The sequence below is a fragment of the Streptomyces sp. NPDC006733 genome, from assembly GCF_040636125.1.
In the GTDB taxonomy this organism is placed as follows: domain Bacteria; phylum Actinomycetota; class Actinomycetes; order Streptomycetales; family Streptomycetaceae; genus Actinacidiphila.
Genome location: NZ_JBEYJD010000054.1, coordinates 1 through 16,576, shown reverse-complemented (window position 1 = coordinate 16,576; position 16,576 = coordinate 1). Strand labels below are relative to the sequence as shown.

The following is a 16,576-nucleotide window of genomic DNA, read 5'->3' as shown; positions in this document are numbered from 1 at the left end:
CTCCGGCCTCAGGCCGTGGCCGACTCCTGCTCCTGCTCCAGCTCGACCTGCTGGTTCCACTCGCGCTTGGACGCCTGCCAGCCGTCCTCGTCGGCGCCGCGCCGCCAGTAGCCGGAGATGGAGAGCTGCTCGCGCTCCAGGCCGCGGTCGATCCGCAGATGGCGCCGCAGTTCCTTCACGAACGTCGCCTCGCCGTGCACGAAGGCCTGCGGCGTGCCCTCCGGGAACTCCAGGGCCTGCACCGCCTCGACGAGCGCGGCGCCGATCGGCCGGTCGCCGCGGTGCAGCCAGACGATGTCCGCCTTGCCCGACGGAACGATCTCCTGCTCCTCCTCGGGGCCCGCCACCTCGATGAACGCCTTCGCGACCGCTCCCTCGGGCAGCCGCTCCAGGGACGCGGCGATGGCCGGCAGTGCGCTCTCGTCGCCGGCGAGCAGGTGCCAGTCGGCGTCCTCGCCGGGGGAGTAGGCGCCGCCGGGGCCGGCGAACAGCACGTGCTCACCGGGCTGCACCCGGGCCGCCCACGGACCGGCGATGCCCTCGTCGCCGTGGTGCACGAAGTCGACGGTCAGCTCCACCGCCTCCGGGTCCCAGGCGCGCACGGTGTAGGTACGGGTGCGCGGCCACTGGTCGCGGGGGAAGTCCCGGCGGACCGCCTCCAGGTCCATGGGCTCGGGGTACGCGACCCCGTCCACCGGGAACTGCAGCTTGATGTAGTGGTCGGTGTGCTCGCCCGCGCCGAAGTCCGCGAGCTGCTCGCCGCCGAGCACCACGCGGATCATGTGCGGGGTGATGCGTTCGGTGCGCAGCACGCGCGCCCGGTTGAGCTTCGGGGTCCTGCGCGCCGGACGGTCCGCCATGGACTGTTCCCACCTTCGTCGGATGACTCAAAGCAACTTAGGTAAGCCTAACTGATGACGGTGCTACGCCGTCAGCCAGATATAGGACGCGAACCGCCCCGTGGTCTGCTCCCGCCGGTACGAGAACAGCTCCTTCGACTCGATGGTGCAGCGCGGGTCGTGCCGGATCCGCGTCACCCCGGCCCGGGTCAGCTGCCCGGCGATGCCCGCCCGGACGTCCAGTCCGGCGGTGCCCCGGGCGGTGGTCGCCCATGCCTCGGGGACCGTGGCGCAGACCTCCTCGCGCATGGCGTCGGGCACCTCGTAGCAGGAGCCGCAGGCGGTCGGCCCGACGAAGGCGACGGTGCGGGCCGGGTCGGCGCCCCGGGCGACCATGGCGCCGACGGTCGCGGGCACGACGCCGGCCACCGTTCCCACCCGCCCGGAGTGCGCGGCGCCGACGACCCGGGCCACCGGGTCGGCCAGCAGCACCGAGGCGCAGTCGGCCCCCAGCGCGACCAGCGCGAGGCCGACCTCGGAGGTCACGACGGCGTCGAGCGGCGGTGCGTCGGGGCCGAAGGGCTCGGTCACCTCGGCCACCGTGGCGCTGTGCACCTGGCGCATGAGCACCACACGGGAGGGGTCGAGCCCCAGCTCGGACGCGGTCAGCTGCCGGTTGCGGCGGACGGCCGCCGGATCGTCGCCGGTGGCGCCGCCGAGGTTCCTGCTGTCGTACGGGGCCCTGCTCACCCCGCCGTGCCGGTCGGTGACGGCGTACCGCACTCCTGGCGCCAGTTCCATGCGCAGTCTCCCTCGGGGTCGGCCTGTGCCAGCAGCGTACGGGCTCGGCCGGCCCGCCCCGGAGCCGGCGGCCGCCGCGAACTCACCGCGCGGTGCGGCCGGCCAGCCTCTCCACGGCCGCGGCGACCGCGTCCGGGCTGGAGATCATCGTCAGATGGCGGGCACCCGGGATGAGCGTCGGGGCGGGGGCGCCGATGCGCTCGGCGGTCTCGGCCGGTGTCCGCGCGCTGAACACGTCGTCCCCCTCGCCGAAGACCGCGGCCTTGGGCAGGTCCACCCGGCGCAGCCCCGTCAGCCGCTCCGCGGACATGCCGGGCACGCCCTCGCCGAGCATGCTCCACAGCGCGCCCTCGGCGCCCGCGACCCGCAGCGGCCGCCGCCACCGGTCCAGCTCCGCGCCCTCCAGCCGGGGGCAGCCGGGCCCGCACTGGGCGTTGTACACCCTGCGGATCAGCCAGTCGGAGCCGAGGCCGAGCCGCAGCAGGGTGGTGCGGTACGGGTCGATCAGTACGTAGCGCAGCCCGGGCGGCGGCCCCGCGCCCGTGTCGAGGGCGTCGCCGTCGAGGAGCATCACCCCGCCGATCCATCCGGGCGCGCGCAGCGCCGCCTCGGCGACCATCGCCGCGCCGCTGGAGTGGCCGACCAGGACCGGGCGCTCGCCGGGAGCACCGCCCAGCCGCATCGCGTCGAGGAAGCCGAGCAGTTGCCGGGTGAGGTGGTCGACGGTGTACGGGCCGCTCCGCTCGCTGTACCCCGAGCCCGTCAGGTCCAGCGCGTACACCCGGTGGTCGCGGGCGAGCAGCGGCGCCAGCCGCGACCACGTGTCGGCCGACTCGAACGCGCCGTGCACGAGGACGACCGGCGTGCCCTGCGTCCCCCACGCCTCGTAGCGGGTGTGGATCCCGGCAGCCTCCACGTACGTCAGTCCCGGCGGCGGCGCGGCCCGGCCGGAGGTGACCGCGTTGTACGCGAACGAAGCGGCGGTCACCGCCACCAGCAGTCCGGCGCAGGTCAGCGCGGTGCGCCGGGCCCAGCGCCGCAGCCGGGAGCGGGGCGCGGCAGCGGCGGGCGGCACCCCCGGCCGGAAGCCCGGCCCGGGCAGGACGCCCGCCCCGCGCTCGTCGTCCGCCCCGCGCTCGTCGCCCGCCCCGGGCTTGCCGTCCGGCGCGGGCTCGTGATGCGGCCCGGGCCGGCCGCCCTGCTCCGGCCCGTCGTTCTCCTCCGGCTCCTCCGGCCCGTCGCCCTGCGCGCGCCCGTCGTTCGTTCGTGTGTGGTCCACGGCTGCTGTCCCGGTCGTCGGTGGTCCGTCAAAGGCGCTCCGCCCCGCCGCACCACTCTCGCCCCCGGACCCGTCCCGTCGCGTCCGGCGCGAGGAGGGGCCCGCCGTACTCCGGTCGCGGCAGCACGGCCGCGGCGGCTACTCCCGGCGGAGCAGCGCCGCGGCCGTGGCGGTCCTCGCGGTCTAGCGCAGCCGGACCGGGATCTCCTGCCAGCCGTAGGCGATGAACGACGGGACCTGCCGCAACTCGTCCGCCGTGGCCGCCAGTCGCAGGTCGGGGAAGCGCTCGAAGAGCGCGGGGAGCGCGGTGAGGGCCTCCATCCGGGCGAGCGGGGCGCCGATGCAGCGGTGGACGCCGATGCCGAACGCGAGGTGGTCGTCGGACTTGCGGGCGGCGTCGAACTCGGCGGCGTCCTCCCCGTAGTGCTCCGGGTCCTGGCCCGAGGCGGCGTACGTGGTGACGATGGCGTCGCCCGCCGGGATCGTCACGTCCCCGACCGTGATGTCGGAGACCGCGAACCGCAGCGGGAGCGAGGCGATCGACGGTGCGACCCGCAGCACCTCGTCGATGACGCCCTCCCAGCCGATCTCGCCGGCGCAGACGGCCGCGAGCTGGTCGGGGTGCTGGAGCAGCGCGACCACGGCGTTGCCGATGAGGTTGACGGTGGTCTCGAAGCCGGCGCCGATGACCAGGAGCAGGGTGTAGAGCAGCTCCTCGTCGCTGAGCCGGTCGCCCTCCTCGTCCCGGACCTTGATCAGCTCGGTGGTCATGTCGTCGCCGGGGTGCTCGCTCTTGTAGCCGATGAGAGCGGGCAGCACGGTGCCGATCTGCTGCTGGACGAAGGCGGCGTGCTCCGGGCTGGGGTCGGAGGTGTCCATGATGGCGGCGATCAGCCGGCCGGTGTCCTCGCGCAGGTCGTCCGGGACGCCGAAGAGCTCACAGATCAGCTGCATGGGCAGCGGGTGGGCGTAGCCGGCCCGCACGTCGACCGGCTCGCCCGAGGCGCCCGCGGCCTCCAGCCCGTCCAGCAGCTCGGCGGTGATCGCCTCCACCCGGGCGCGCATCGCCTCGGTGCGCCGGGCGGTGAAGCTGGGGGCGACGAGCTTGCGCAGCCGGGTGTGGTCGGGGCCGTACGTCGAGAGCATGTTGACGACGCCGACCCAGCCCATGATCCAGCCCCATGCCGGGTGTTCGCCGACCTCCGCGAAGAGCGACCAGTGCTTGCGCGGGTCCTTGCTGACCCGTGGGTCCAGGATCAGGGCCTTGAGGGTGTCGTAGCCGGTGGGCGCCCAGGCGGGGATCCCGCCCGGCAGTTCGACGGCCACCACCGGGCCGAGGGCGCGCAGCCGCGCGCTCTCGGCGGGGATGTCGGCTCCGAACGGGTCGATGGCCACACGGGGGGACACGGTCATGCTCGGTCTCCTGGCTGGTCGGGGATACGCGGGGTGAAGCGGACGGGCAGCGCCTTCAGGGAGCGGTGGAACGGTCCCGGGCGCCAGGTCAGGTCCTCGCGCGGGGTCGTCGCCGTCAGGTCGGGCAGCCACTGGGTGAGCCGTTCGATGGCCTCGGTGGCGATCAGCAGGGCCGACTGCTTGACGGGGCAGGCGTGCTCCCCGGCCCCCCACGACAGGTGCGAGGCGTCCTTGGGGTGGTGCGTCCCGGCGAACTCCTGCTCCGAGAAGAGCGCGAGGGCGCCGTAGGAGACGACGACGGGCACGGCCGCCTGCACCCACACGCCGTGGAAACTCAACGACTCGCGGGCGTAGAGGATGCCGTAGTTCGCCAGCGGCGTCTCGTACCGCAGCACCTCGACGACGGCCTCCATGACCGGGCGTGCGCCGCTGGTCAGCGTCGAGTAGTAGGCGGGGTTGCCGAGGATGCGCGACAGGGCGTTGGAGACGAGGTTGGCGCTGGGCTCGTGGCCGGCCCCCAGGGTGAGGAAGACCTGCCAGACGACCTCCTCCGGGGTCAGCTCCAGCGGGTGGTCCAGCAGCCAGCTCGTCAGGTCCTCGCCGCGCTGCGCGCTCTTGGCGCCGACGAGGCCCATGACGTAACTGCCGTACTCGGCCTCGCCCTGGGCGGAGTCGGCGCCGCCCTCCATCATCTTGCCGAGCGCCGCTTCCAGCCGCCCGCTCTCGCTGTCCGGCAGCCCGAAGAGGTTGTTGAAGATCAGCGACATCAGGGGGCGCGCGAAGTCGCCGACGAGGTCGGCGCTGCCGGCCGGGCCGAACCGGTTCACCAGGACGTCCACCGCGTGGTGCACCCGCTCGCGCAGGTCGTGCGGCTCCACCAGGTCGAAGGCGTCCACCAGCGTGCGGCGGTAGCGGATGTGCGCGTCGCCGTCGGAGAACAGGGTGTTGGGCCGCCAGCGCATCATGCCGAGGATCGGCGAGTCCTCGGCGACCGTGGCCTCCCACGGCCTGGGGTCGTGCGACCAGGTCTGCGGGTCGTGCAGCACCTCCAGCGCCGCGCGGCGGTCGGTGACGACGTACGCGGGGATGCCGGGGCCGAGTTCGGCCCAGCCGATCGGGCCCTGGGCCTTCAGCGTCGCGTAGTAGGCGTGCGGGTCGGCGGCGAAGCCGTCCTCCCACAGGCGCACCGGCGCGGACAGCGAGAAGGTCTCGGCGGGGGCGGGGTAGGGAGAGGGGTTCACCAGGTCTCCGGACGGTCGCGGGCTATCAGGTGCTGGACGAGGGCGAGCAGCGAGTCGATCGAGGAGTTGGCGTCCCGGGCGTCGCAGCTCACCATCGGCGTGCCGGGATCCAGGTCCAGGGAGCGGCGGAGCTGGTCCTCGGTGTAGGACCGCGAGTCGGGGAACGTGTTGAGCGCCACCGCGTACGGCAGTCCGGTCTCCTCCACCAGGCCGAGGACGTCGAAGGAGTCGTCGATGCGGCGGGTGTCGACCAGCACCAGCGCGCCGAGCGCCCCGTAGGCGATGTCCGCCCACAGGGAGCGGAAGCGCTCCTGGCCGGGGGTGCCGAACAGGTACAGCACGACGCCGCCGGCGAGGCTGACCCGCCCGAAGTCGATGGCGACGGTGGTGCTGGTCTTGTCCCGCACCCCGGCCAGGTCGTCGACCTGGACCGAGGCCTCGGACATGTGCTCCTCGGTGTGCAGCGGACGGATCTCCGAGACCGAGTCGATCAGCGTGGTCTTGCCCACCCCGAAGGGGCCCGCCACCAGGATCTTCACCAGGTCGCGGGCGGTGTCCGGCAGGTGCAGGCCGTCGGTGGCGGTGCCGGTGGCGGGGCTACTGCTTGAGGGCGCGGAGGCCATCGGCCACTCTCTTCAACAGGTCGGGGTCGTGCAGGGCGGCCGGGGGTACCGGCGGGCGGGCGGTCACCAGCCCCAGGTCGATCAGGTCGGCGGCGAGGACGCGGACGGCGGAGACCGGCAGCTCCAGCACGGCCGCGGCCTCCACCACGGTCAGCGAGCCGCCGTCCAGCGCCTTGAGCAGCGCGTGCCGGGCGGCGGGCAGCCCGTCGGGGACGTGCTCGTCGCCGGTCAGCAGCGAGAGGCGCTCCAGGCTGTTGCGGGTCGGCCGCGCCACCCCGCCGGTGGACAGGTAGGCGGGGACCAGGGGGCGGCCGCTCCGGCGGCCCGTCATACCGGAGAGCCGCCATCGACTCCCCGGGGCGCGGCGGCCATCGCCTTCTCGCCGAGCCGTGCCACCTGCGAGTGCACCCGGTGGGCGAGCAGGTCGAGGCGGACCTCCGGGTCGCCGAAGGCGGCCACGACGGTGCCGTGCGCGGTGGGCGCCACCAGGATGTAGCCGTGGTCGGACTCGATGACGATCTGGCGGATCTGCGCGTCGGTCCGGTCGGCGAAGGCCGCGGCGGCGGCCCGGCACGCGCCCTGCACCGTGCTGGTGATCGCGGCGGTGCGCTCGGCGGTGGCCTGGGACAGGTCCGCGGAGAATCCGGAGACCAGGCCGTCACGGGTGAGCAGGACGGCCGCCCGGACGTGCGGGATCTCCAGGATCGGGTCGAGCACCCACGCCGTGTCACCGGCTTCTCGGCTGGTCATCGCGCGTCGTTCCCTTCGGTTTCGAGTGCGGATCGGGCGGCGGCGGTGCCGGACTGCAGGGCTCCGAGAGCGGCGGCCGCCTCCTCGGGGGTCCGCTCCCGCAGCCGCGGCGCGGCGGACTCGGCGGCTTCGGTCCTGCCGTGGTCGGCGCCGCCGAGGCCGGGGGTCCCGTGGTCGGACGTGGTGAGGTCGGGCCGGACGTGGGCGGTCGCGGCGTCGGCGCGGACCCGGCGGCGCCGCTGCGGCAGGGCGTCGCCGTCCGGCGCCGGCTCGTGGGTGACGGCGGGGCCGTGCGCGGCGGCCGGGGCCGGCGGCAGCGCGACCGCCGCCCTGCCGTGGGTCACGGTCCGCGGCTCGGCGGGCGGCTCCGGACGGGTGGAGCGCGGGGTGCTGGCCGCGGGCGGCCGCTCCACCGGGTCGATCCGGCTGAGCAGGTGGTTCTTGACGAGCAGCACCGCGCGGACGCCGCCGTAGGGCGACGGCGACGACAGGTCGACCGCCAGGTCGAACTTGCGGGTCAGCTGGCCGATCGCCGCCAGGCCCATCCGGGGCGGGTCGCCCAGCTCCGACAGCAGGATCGGGTCGCGTCCCGCCACCATCCGCTGCGCGTAGGCCCGTTCGTCCGCGGCCATGCCGACCCCGGCGTCGTCGATGGTGATCGAGACGCCGTGGTGGGCGCGTTCGAGGTGCACCACGACCTCGGTGTCGGGGGCGGAGTGCCGCAGCGCGTTGTCGAGGAGTTCGGCGACGATGATCGCGACAGGTTCCACGGCGTGCGAGACGAGCGCCATGCCCGACTCCAGGTGGTTGTTGATCTGCACCCGGTGGTAGCCGACGAGCCGGGACTGGCCACCGGTCACCGCCTCCACCAGGTGGGACTCCTCACGGGCCAGCCCCACCCAGGCGCCGCACACCACGGCGGTGACCTGCGCGCGCCGCAGCGACTGCTCGTTCTCGTGGTCGAGGGCGAAGAGCGTCTGCGACAACTCCGGGTCGTCGTAGCGCTCCTGCATGCCCCGCAGCACGTCCTGCAGCCGGTACAGCCCGGCCTGGATGTCGCGGGTGGCGCCGCGCATGCCCGCGCGGGCGGCGGCGTCGACCCGCCGGCGCTCCTGCGCGATGGCGGTCAGCAGCCCCTCCAGGACGCTGTCGAGGCCGGCGCCCACCGGGGTGCCCTCGACCTCCGGGTGCAGCGGTCCCGGCACCTGGATGTGCGGGTGGGCGGCGCGGGTGGCCTCGGCGGGCATGCGCTGGTTCGCCAGATGGACGATCTCGGCGGTGAACGCCTCGGAGGAGCGGCCGATTTCCTGCCGCGCGCCGTCCAGGTGCGAGCGCAGGGCGGCGATCTCCTCGCCCTGCCGGGCCCGATGACGGCGCGAGCTGAGCAGCCCGCCCCCCAGGACGAACGCCAACACGGTCCCGGCGGCCAGGCCGCCGGCGGCCAGGTCCGGTATCTCGATCATCGAATGGACCTCAGGGAGATCAGGGAGCGGGGAAAGAGTGCGGATCCGCCCCGAAAGCGGATCCGCACAGTACACACCGCGTACGACTGGTCTCGCACTGTTTTGCGAGAAGATCCTTTGGATTTTGGCCGACTGAGGACTTGTTCTGTCCGAACTGTCGTACTGCGTCGCGAAGTTGTCACCCTTCGCGTGGCGCCTGGGCCCTAACGGGCCTCGGCCAGGGCGGTCAGGAGGCGGGTCAGGGAGCTGCCCAGGCCCCAGCGGTCGGCGAGGGATTCGAGGACCTCGGGGTCGGCCGGCTCGGTCGGGAGCGCCGGGTCGAACGGGGGGAGGGGGACGTCGGGGGCGACCGTGACGACCTTGGGGGCGACGTCCAGGTACGCCGACGCCTGCACGATGCCCTTGCGCTTGGCGGGGGTGAGCTTCGAGACCGGGTCCGCCGCGGCGCGCCGGACGCCCGCGAGGTCGCCGTACTCGCCGATGAGCTGCGCCGCCGTCTTCTCGCCGATGCCCTTCACGCCCGGCAGGCCGTCGCTGGCGTCACCGCGCAGCGCCGCGAAGTCGGCGTACTGGTCGGCGCGGACGCCGTAGCGCTCGCGGATGACGTCCTCGGTGATCAGGTCGCAGTCGCCGACGCCCTTGCGGGGGTAGAGCACCCGCACGCCGCGCGCGTCGTCGACGAGCTGGAACAGGTCGCGGTCGCCGGTGACGATGTCCACCGGCCACAGGGACTGGCCGGCGAGCGTGCCGATGACGTCGTCCGCCTCGTAGCCCGCGACGCCGACGCGCGCGATGCCGACGGCGTCGAGCACCGCCTCGATGACGGGCACCTGCGGGGAGAGCGTGTCCGGGATCTCCTCGGTGTCCGGACCCGACGCGCCCGCGGGGGCCTCCTCCGCGACGCGGTGCGCCTTGTAGGAGGGGATGAGGTCGACCCGCCACTGCGGCCGCCAGTCGGCGTCCATGCACGCGACGATCTCGTCGGGGCCGTGGTCGGTGACCAGCCGGGTGATGAAGTCCAGGAGCCCGCGCACCGCGTTGACGGGCGTGCCGTCGGGTGCCTTCACCGACTCCGGGACGCCGAAGTAGGCACGGAAGTACAGGCTCGCGGTGTCGAGCAGGAGCAGCTTGTTCGGGCGCGCTTCAGTCACGCGGCCAGCATGGCACGCGCGTAGGACACCGGCACGGCGCTCGGCCGCCGCGCCGCCCGCGCCCCGCGTGGGGCCGCAGGTGACCTGAGTCACCGTTGGGTTTGCCCCGGGCGATCGCGGGCAGCGGCGGGTCTTGAAGTGGGCGACCCACGAGCGGGGGCTGTGCGTCGCTCTTCCTGCGAGCCGTGAGGTATTTGTGTCAAGGTTGCAAGTCGAGCATCTCTACAAGATCTTCGGGCGACAACCCGAAGCAGCGGTCCGCCGGCTCGAAGCCGGTGCGGACCGGGACGAGCTGCGCGAGGACGGCGTCACCGCCGCCGTCATCGACGCGTCGTTCGAAGTGCAGGAGGGCGAGGTCTTCGTCGTCATGGGCCTGTCCGGATCGGGCAAGTCCACTCTCCTGCGGACGCTCAACGGGTTGCTTCCGCCCACGGCCGGCCGGGTGCTCTTCGACGGCCAGGACCTCACCGCGCTCAACGACACGGAACTGCGCCGCGTGCGCTCGCACAGCATCAGCATGGTCTTCCAGCACTTCGCGCTCTTCCCGCACCGCAGCGTGCTGGAGAACGCGGCCTACGGCCTCGAGGTGCAGGGCGTCGCCCGTGCCGAACGTGAGCGCCGGGCCGGCGAGGCGCTGGAGCTGACCGGGCTCGGCGGCTGGGAGAAGTCCTGGCCCGACGAGCTGTCCGGCGGTATGCAGCAGCGCGTGGGCCTGGCCCGCGCGCTCGCCACCGAGGCCCCTGTCCTGCTGATGGACGAGGCGTTCAGCGCGCTGGACCCGCTGATCCGCCGCGAGATGCAGCAGCAGCTGGTGGACCTGCAGAAGACCCTGCGCAAGACCATCGTCTTCATCACGCACGACCCCCACGAGGCGGTGCGCCTCGGGAACCGGATCGCGGTCATGCGCGACGGCCGGATCGTGCAGAACGGCACCGTCGAGGAACTGCTGCTGCGGCCCGCCGACTCCTACGTCGCCTCCTTCATGGAGGACGTGGACCGCGCCCGGGTGCTGGCAGGTCAGGGAGCATCCACGGCCGCCTCGCCGGCTGTTCCGTCCGCCGGCCTCGTGAAGAACGTGAAGAAGGAGTCGACCGGTGCCTAGACTCCACCTCGGTGACTGGATCGACAGCGCGGTCACCTACCTCCGCGACCACTTCGCCTGGCTCTTCGACGTCATCACCGACGTCGTGTCCGGGATGTACGACGGCCTGGACGCCGTACTCGGCGCCCCCGCGCCGCTGCTGCTCGCCGGGATCCTCGCGGTCATCGCCCTGTGGCTGCGCGGCGCGACCGCGGCCGTGCTCACCTTCGCCGGGTTCGCCCTCATCGACTCGATCCAGCAGTGGGACCAGGCGATGGCGACGCTGTCGCTGGTGCTGGTCGCCACCGTGATCACCATCGTGCTCGCGGTGCCGCTGGGCATCTGGGCGGCCCGCAACCGCACGGTGAGCGCCGTGCTGCGGCCGGTGCTGGACTTCATGCAGACGATGCCCGCCTTCGTCTACCTGATCCCCGGCATCTTCTTCTTCGGCGTGGGCCAGGTGCCCGGCGTCATCTCCTGCATCGTCTTCGCGATCCCGCCGGGCGTCCGGATGACCGAACTGGGCATCCGGCAGGTCGACCCCGAGCTCATCGAGGCCGCCGAGGCGTTCGGCACCACCTCGCGCAACACCCTGCTGCGGGTGCAGCTGCCGCTCGCCCTGCCGACCATCATGGCCGGCATCAACCAGGTCATCATGCTGGGCCTGTCCATGGTCGTGACCGCCGGCATGGTCGGCGGCGGCGGCCTGGGCGCGTCGGTCTTCACCGCGATCAGCCAGGTCAACATCGGGCTGGGCTTCGAGGGCGGCATCTCCGTCGTCATCCTGGCCATGTACCTGGACCGGATGACCGCCTCGCTCGGCACCCGCGTCTCCCCGCTCGGCCGCCGCGCGAGCGCGGCCCTGACGTCGCTGCGCGGCGCCAGCATGTGGAGCTACCGGCCGCAGACCTCCGTCGCGGTCGTCGGCGTGGTCGTCCTCGCCCTGGTCGCGGGCGGCATGAACGTCTTCGGCGGCTCGGCCGGCACCGACACCGCCGCGGCCGAGGGCAAGAACGTCGGCGGCAACCGCCCGGTGAACATCGGCTACATCCCCTGGGACGAGGGCATCGCCTCCACCTTCCTGTGGAAGGAGGCGCTGGAGCAGCGCGGCTACGCGCCCAAGCTCTCGCAGTACGACGTCGGCGCGCTCTACACCGGGCTGTCCGCCGGGAAGCTGGACTTCCAGACCGACGCCTGGCTGCCGACCACCCACCAGTCGTACTGGGACAAGTACAAGGACAGCCTGGACGACCTCGGCTCCTGGTACGGCCCGACCTCCCTCGAACTCTCCGTCCCCTCCTACGTCAAGGGCGTCGACTCGCTCGCCGACCTCAAGGGGCAGGGCGGAAAGTTCAAGGGCCGGATCATCGGCATCGAGCCGGGCGCCGGCATGATGAAGGCGCTCAACGACAAGGTCCTCAAGCAGTACGGCCTGGAGGGCGAGTACCAGGTCACCACCGGCAGCACGGCGAGCATGCTCGCCCAGCTCGACCGGTCGCTGAAGGCCGAGGAGCCGGTCGTCGTCACCCTGTGGTCCCCGCACTGGGCCTACAGCAAGTACGGCCTGAAGAAGCTCAAGGACCCGCAGGGCGCCTGGGGCGCCGGCGACGGGGTGCACACCCTGGCCCACAAGGGCTTCGCGGCCAAGGAGCCGCAGGTCGCCCAGTGGCTCAAGGACTTCAAGCTCACCGAGGCCCAGCTCAGCAGCCTCGAAGCGGCCATCCAGGACGCCGGGCAGAGCCATGAGCAGGACGGCGTGCGCGCCTGGCTGAAGAAGAACCCCGGCGTCATCGACAAGATCGCCCCGGTGAAGAAGGCCGCGGGCGACACCCCGGGCAAGGACGCCGGCGCCGCCCCCCACATCGGCTACTTCCCGTGGGACGAGGACATCGCCACCACGTACCTGTGGCAGGCGGTCCTGCAGCGCCGCGGCTACCAGCCGAAGATGGCGCAGTACGACGTCGGGTCGATGTTCACGGCCATGGCCGACGGGCAGGTGGACGTCGAGTTCGACGGCTGGCTGCCGGTCGCCCAGAAGCAGTACTGGGACAAGTACCAGGACAACCTCGTCGATCTGGGGGCCTGGTACGACAAGACCTCGCTGGAGATCGCCGTCCCGTCCTACGTCAAGGACGTGCGGACGCTCGCCGACCTCAAGGGCAAGGCGGGCCTGTTCAAGGGCCGCATCATCGGCATCGAGCCGGGCACCGGCGAGATGAACCTGCTCAGGAGCACGGTGCTGCCGGCGTACGGCCTGGACAAGGAGTACCAGGTCACCACCGGCAGCTCGCCGAGCATGCTGGCCGAGCTGGGGCGGGCCTACGCGAAGAAGGAGCCGGTCGCGGTCGTGCTCTGGTCCCCGCACTGGGCCTACAGCAAGTACCGGCTCACCAAGCTCGCGGACCCGCAGCAGTCCTTCGGCGCGAACAACCAGATCAAGACCCTCGCGCACAAGGACTTCCCGCAGAAGTTCCCCGAGTTCGCCGGCTGGCTCAAGAACTGGCACATGACCGAGGCGCAGCTCGGCAGCCTGGAGCAGCGGATCCAGGACGCCGGCCAGGGCCACGAGGCCCAGGGCGTCGAGAAGTGGATCGCCGCCAACCCGGGAATCGTCGACGCCATGGCGCCGGTCGCTTCCTGACCAGACCGCCCGGCCGCGCGACCTGACGCCGCGCGGCCGGGCTCCGACCGGGCGCCGTACGGTGGGACGGTGACGAATCGTCCTGCCGTACGGCGCGTGGTCTCGCTCGTTCCCTCGCTCACCGAGGCGGTGGCGGAGAGCGCCCCGGAGCTGCTGGTCGGCGCGACCGACTGGTGCACCCACCCCGCCGGGCTCGACGTGGTCCGGATCGGCGGGACCAAGAACCCGGACACCGCCCGGATCACCGCCCTGGCGCCCGACCTCGTGATCGCGAACGAGGAGGAGAACCGCGCGCCGGACCTCGCGGAACTGCGGGCGGCCGGTGTCCCGGTCCTCGTCACCGAGATCCGCGACCTCGACCAGGCCTTCACCGAACTGCACCGGGTGCTGGTCTACGGCTGCGGCCTCGACCGCCCCGGCTGGCTCGACGCGGCCGAGGCCGCCTGGCGGGCCCTGCCCGTTCCCGGGCGGCGGCTGCGCGCGGTCGTCCCGATCTGGCGGCGGCCCTGGATGGTGCTCGGCCGCGACACCTTCGCGGGCGACCTGCTCGCCCGGCTGGGCGTGGACAACGTCCACGCGTCGCACGCCGACCGCTACCCGGCGATCCCCGTCGAGGAACTGCGCTCCGCCGGCGCCGACCTGGTGGTGCTGCCCGACGAGCCGTACGCCTTCACCGCCGAGGACGGCCCCGAAGCCTTCCCCGGCCTGCCCGCCGCCCTCGTCGGCGGCCGCCACCTCACCTGGTACGGCCCCTCGCTCGTCGACGCGCCCGCCGCGCTCAGCGCGGCCCTGTCAGCAGCGACCCGTTGAGCAGGCCCTGGGCCGTGCGCGCGGCGGCGACGGCCCAGGCCGCCACCAGGGCGGCGTACAGGGCGGTCGCCAGCCAGCCGAAGGCGGCGAGGCCGGTGTGGTGGGCCAGGCCCGCGGTGGCGGTGACGCAGGTGCCGACGGGGAAGGTGAACGCCCACCACGTCATCGCGAACGGCAGGCCGCGGCGCGCTGCGCGCACCACGAAGGCCGCGGCGAGCGCCAGCCAGAGGAGCGCGAAGCCCATCACCGGCACGCCGTAGAGCACGGCGAAGGCGCCCATGGCCGCCGCGTACGGGGCCCCGACGACGCCCGGCGCGGTGTCGGCGAGCTGGCTGACGGCGGTCGTGGACTGGCCGAGCGGGCCGAGGACCAGGAAGAGGGCCGGCGTCAGGGCGATCGGCAGCGGTCCGTGCTGCACGAGCCGCTGCCAGATCAGCGGCAGCATCACCAAGGTGCCCAGCAGGCTCAGCCCGAACATCGCGTAGCAGCCCAGCAGCATCGCCTCCTGGCACTGCCCCGCGGGCAGGTGCGCGATCAGCGCCGGGCCGAGCGCCGCCGACACCATCGGCGCGACCACCGGCAGCAGCCACACGGGAGAGGCGCTGCCCGGCTCGACGCGGTGCCGGGTGATCATCAGATACGGGACCGCCGCCGCGACCAGCAGCCCGCCGGCGGTACCCACCGTCCACAGCGCCGCGTCCACGGCGATCGCCGCGGTCCGCCCGATCAGCGGGGAGCCCGTGCTCAGGGCGCCGCCCCCCACCGCGAGCAGCGCCATCGGCAGGCAGCCGTAGAAGGGGGCCACGGCCGGGTCCAGCAGGTGCCGGCGGGCCTGGTCGCCGTGGCGGTGCCAGTGCAGGGCGCGGGCGGTGAGCAGGGCGGCCAGCAGGATGGCGGAGAGCGCCCAGACGGCGGTGCAGACGGCGGCCAGGCCGGGGACGCGCAGCGGCAGCGCGGCGCCCGCGCCGGCGACGATGGCGGTGCCCATCACGGCGGCGTACCAGTTGGGTCCGAGGTGGCGCAGGGTGCCGGGGCGGATCTCCAGGTCGTGGAGGGCGCGGGCCGGTACCGGGGCGAGGGTGGTTGCCATGCTGTCCACCCTTCCCGCCCGGTGGCCCGGCCGGAAGGCGGCGGCCGGCTATAGGGGCATAACCTGGGCTTATGAGCACAGGCAGCGACACCGGCGACCGCGTCCCCCGGGCGGGGTTGGCCCACCGGGTGCCCGACCTCGGCGCGATGGAGCTGCTGCTCGCCGTCGCCCGCCTCGGCAGCCTCGGCCGGGCCGCCCGCGAGCTGGGCATCAGCCAGCCGGCCGCGAGCAGCCGGGTGCGCGCGGTGGAACGGCAGCTGGGCGTCGCGCTGGTGAACCGCTCGCCCACCGGGTCCACCCTCACCGACGCGGGCGCGCTCGTCACCGAGTGGGCGCGCCGGGTCGTGGAGTCGGCGGAGGCGTTCGACGCCGGGGCGCGGGCGCTGCGCACCCGGCGCGACTCGCGGCTGCGGGTGGCCGCGAGCATGACCATCGCCGAGTACCTGCTGCCGGGGTGGCTCATCGTGCTGCACGGCCGGCACCCCGACACCGCCGTGTCGCTGTTCGCCGGGAACTCGGCGGACGTCGCGGAACGCGTCATCGGCGGCGGCGCCGACCTCGGCTTCGTCGAGGGGACGGACGTGCCGAACGGGCTGGACTCGGCGGTCATCGCGCACGACCGGTTGGTCGTCGTGGTGGCCCCCTCGCACCGCTGGGCGCGGCGGCGCACCCCGCTGTCCGCGGCCGAACTCGCCGCCACCGCCTTCATCCTGCGCGAGCAGGGCTCCGGAACCCGCCAGGTGCTGGACGCCGCCCTCGCCGCGCACGGGGGCCTCGCCGTACCGCTGCTCGAACTCGCCTCCACCACCGCGCTCAAGGGCGCCACGCTGAGCGGCGCGGGCCCGGCCGTCCTCAGCGAACTGGCGGTCGCCGACGAACTGGCCGCCCGCCGGCTCGTCGAGGTCCCGGTGGCCGGCGTCGCGCTGGAACGCGTCCTGCGGGCCGTCTGGCCCACCGGCCACCGCCCCGCGGGCCCGGGCCGCGACCTGCTGTCGCTCACCCGCCGGCCCGCGTGAGCACGCTCCCGGGGGTGCGTACGGGCCACCGCCCGGATTCGGCCAAGCCGGTCACGTGACCTGGCTGTGACCGACGTCCTTACGGGATTCTCATGCTGTGGCCTTAGGGTGACGGCCGTGACGATGACGACCCCGCCCGGCTGGTATCCAGAGCCCGGGCACACAGGCAACGGCCCGGCCCTGGAACGGTGGTGGGACGGCAGCGCGTGGAGCGAGTACACGCGGACCGCCCAGGCCCCGGCGGACCAGGTCGGCGCCCCCGGCATCCCCTCCTACGCGCCCTACCCCGGCGCGGGCGGGCCCGGGCGCCCCCCCCCCCCCCGGGCGGGAGTTACGTAAAGGCGGGGGCCCGGTCTGGTAGGCGCACCAGCAACTAGT

General features: G+C 73.6%; 14 protein-coding genes and 2 pseudogenes. 5 read left to right on the top strand and 11 right to left on the bottom strand.

Annotated elements, in window-relative coordinates; genetic code table 11:
* Positions 1-8: 8 nt before the first annotated feature.
* The 10 genes from ABZ721_RS34395 to ABZ721_RS34350 form a co-directional block, all read right to left on the bottom strand.
* On the bottom strand, positions 9-860 hold the full coding sequence (locus ABZ721_RS34395) for a siderophore-interacting protein (RefSeq protein ID WP_358792724.1): 852 nt from the start codon (positions 858-860) through the stop codon (positions 9-11).
* Between the two features lie 63 nt (positions 861-923).
* Positions 924-1,640, bottom strand: a complete 717-nt coding sequence (gene pgeF, locus ABZ721_RS34390) for a peptidoglycan editing factor PgeF (RefSeq protein WP_358792723.1) — start codon at positions 1,638-1,640, stop codon at positions 924-926.
* Positions 1,641-1,722: 82 nt separating this feature from the next.
* The gene (locus ABZ721_RS34385; RefSeq protein ID WP_358792722.1) at positions 1,723-2,919 is read right to left on the bottom strand and encodes an alpha/beta hydrolase; all 1,197 of its coding nucleotides are present in this window, start codon (positions 2,917-2,919) and stop codon (positions 1,723-1,725) included.
* Positions 2,920-3,102: 183 nt separating this feature from the next.
* Positions 3,103-4,332: a cytochrome P450 gene (locus ABZ721_RS34380; protein ID WP_358792721.1), complete on the bottom strand. Its 1,230-nt coding sequence runs from the start codon at positions 4,330-4,332 to the stop codon at positions 3,103-3,105.
* Positions 4,329-5,573: a cytochrome P450 gene (locus tag ABZ721_RS34375; RefSeq protein ID WP_358792720.1), complete on the bottom strand. Its 1,245-nt coding sequence runs from the start codon at positions 5,571-5,573 to the stop codon at positions 4,329-4,331. Before ABZ721_RS34375 ends, ABZ721_RS34380 begins: the two co-directional genes overlap by 4 nt.
* On the bottom strand, positions 5,570-6,196 hold the full coding sequence (locus tag ABZ721_RS34370) for an ATP/GTP-binding protein (protein WP_358792719.1): 627 nt from the start codon (positions 6,194-6,196) through the stop codon (positions 5,570-5,572). The genes ABZ721_RS34375 and ABZ721_RS34370 overlap by 4 nt, the downstream gene beginning before the upstream one ends.
* Positions 6,171-6,527 carry a DUF742 domain-containing protein gene (locus tag ABZ721_RS34365; RefSeq protein ID WP_358792718.1) on the bottom strand — a complete coding sequence of 119 codons (357 nt, stop codon included), beginning with the start codon at positions 6,525-6,527 and terminating at the stop codon, positions 6,171-6,173. Before ABZ721_RS34365 ends, ABZ721_RS34370 begins: the two co-directional genes overlap by 26 nt.
* Positions 6,524-6,946: a roadblock/LC7 domain-containing protein gene (locus tag ABZ721_RS34360; protein WP_358792717.1), complete on the bottom strand. Its 423-nt coding sequence runs from the start codon at positions 6,944-6,946 to the stop codon at positions 6,524-6,526. The genes ABZ721_RS34365 and ABZ721_RS34360 overlap by 4 nt, the downstream gene beginning before the upstream one ends.
* On the bottom strand, positions 6,943-8,409 hold the full coding sequence (locus ABZ721_RS34355) for an ATP-binding protein (protein WP_358792716.1): 1,467 nt from the start codon (positions 8,407-8,409) through the stop codon (positions 6,943-6,945). Before ABZ721_RS34355 ends, ABZ721_RS34360 begins: the two co-directional genes overlap by 4 nt.
* Positions 8,410-8,612: 203 nt before the next feature.
* Positions 8,613-9,560 (bottom strand): 5'-3' exonuclease, encoded by a 948-nt coding sequence (locus ABZ721_RS34350; protein WP_358792715.1) that lies wholly within the window; start codon positions 9,558-9,560, stop codon positions 8,613-8,615.
* 196 nt (positions 9,561-9,756) lie between these two features.
* Here ABZ721_RS34350 and ABZ721_RS34345 point away from each other — a divergent pair.
* The 3 genes and pseudogenes from ABZ721_RS34345 to ABZ721_RS34335 form a co-directional block, all read left to right on the top strand.
* Positions 9,757-10,572: pseudogene (locus ABZ721_RS34345) on the top strand (glycine betaine/L-proline ABC transporter ATP-binding protein); the annotation flags it as partial.
* Between the two features lie 82 nt (positions 10,573-10,654).
* A complete protein-coding gene (locus ABZ721_RS34340; protein WP_358792714.1) occupies positions 10,655-13,282 on the top strand; it encodes an ABC transporter permease/substrate binding protein in 2,628 nt (875 codons plus the stop codon).
* A gap of 69 nt (positions 13,283-13,351) precedes the next feature.
* Positions 13,352-14,092 (top strand): helical backbone metal receptor, encoded by a 741-nt coding sequence (locus ABZ721_RS34335; RefSeq protein ID WP_358792713.1) that lies wholly within the window; start codon positions 13,352-13,354, stop codon positions 14,090-14,092.
* On the opposite strand, the gene ABZ721_RS34330 is transcribed toward ABZ721_RS34335, so the two are convergent.
* Positions 14,061-15,182, bottom strand: a complete 1,122-nt coding sequence (locus ABZ721_RS34330) for a TDT family transporter (protein WP_358792712.1) — start codon at positions 15,180-15,182, stop codon at positions 14,061-14,063. The two genes, ABZ721_RS34335 and ABZ721_RS34330, sit on opposite strands and share 32 nt — an antisense overlap.
* Positions 15,183-15,253: 71 nt before the next feature.
* Here ABZ721_RS34330 and ABZ721_RS34325 point away from each other — a divergent pair, with 71 nt between their 5' ends.
* A complete protein-coding gene (locus tag ABZ721_RS34325; protein ID WP_358792711.1) occupies positions 15,254-16,198 on the top strand; it encodes a LysR family transcriptional regulator in 945 nt (314 codons plus the stop codon).
* Between the two features lie 123 nt (positions 16,199-16,321).
* Positions 16,322-16,444: pseudogene (locus tag ABZ721_RS34320) on the top strand (DUF2510 domain-containing protein); the annotation flags it as partial.
* Positions 16,445-16,576: the final 132 nt, after the last annotated feature.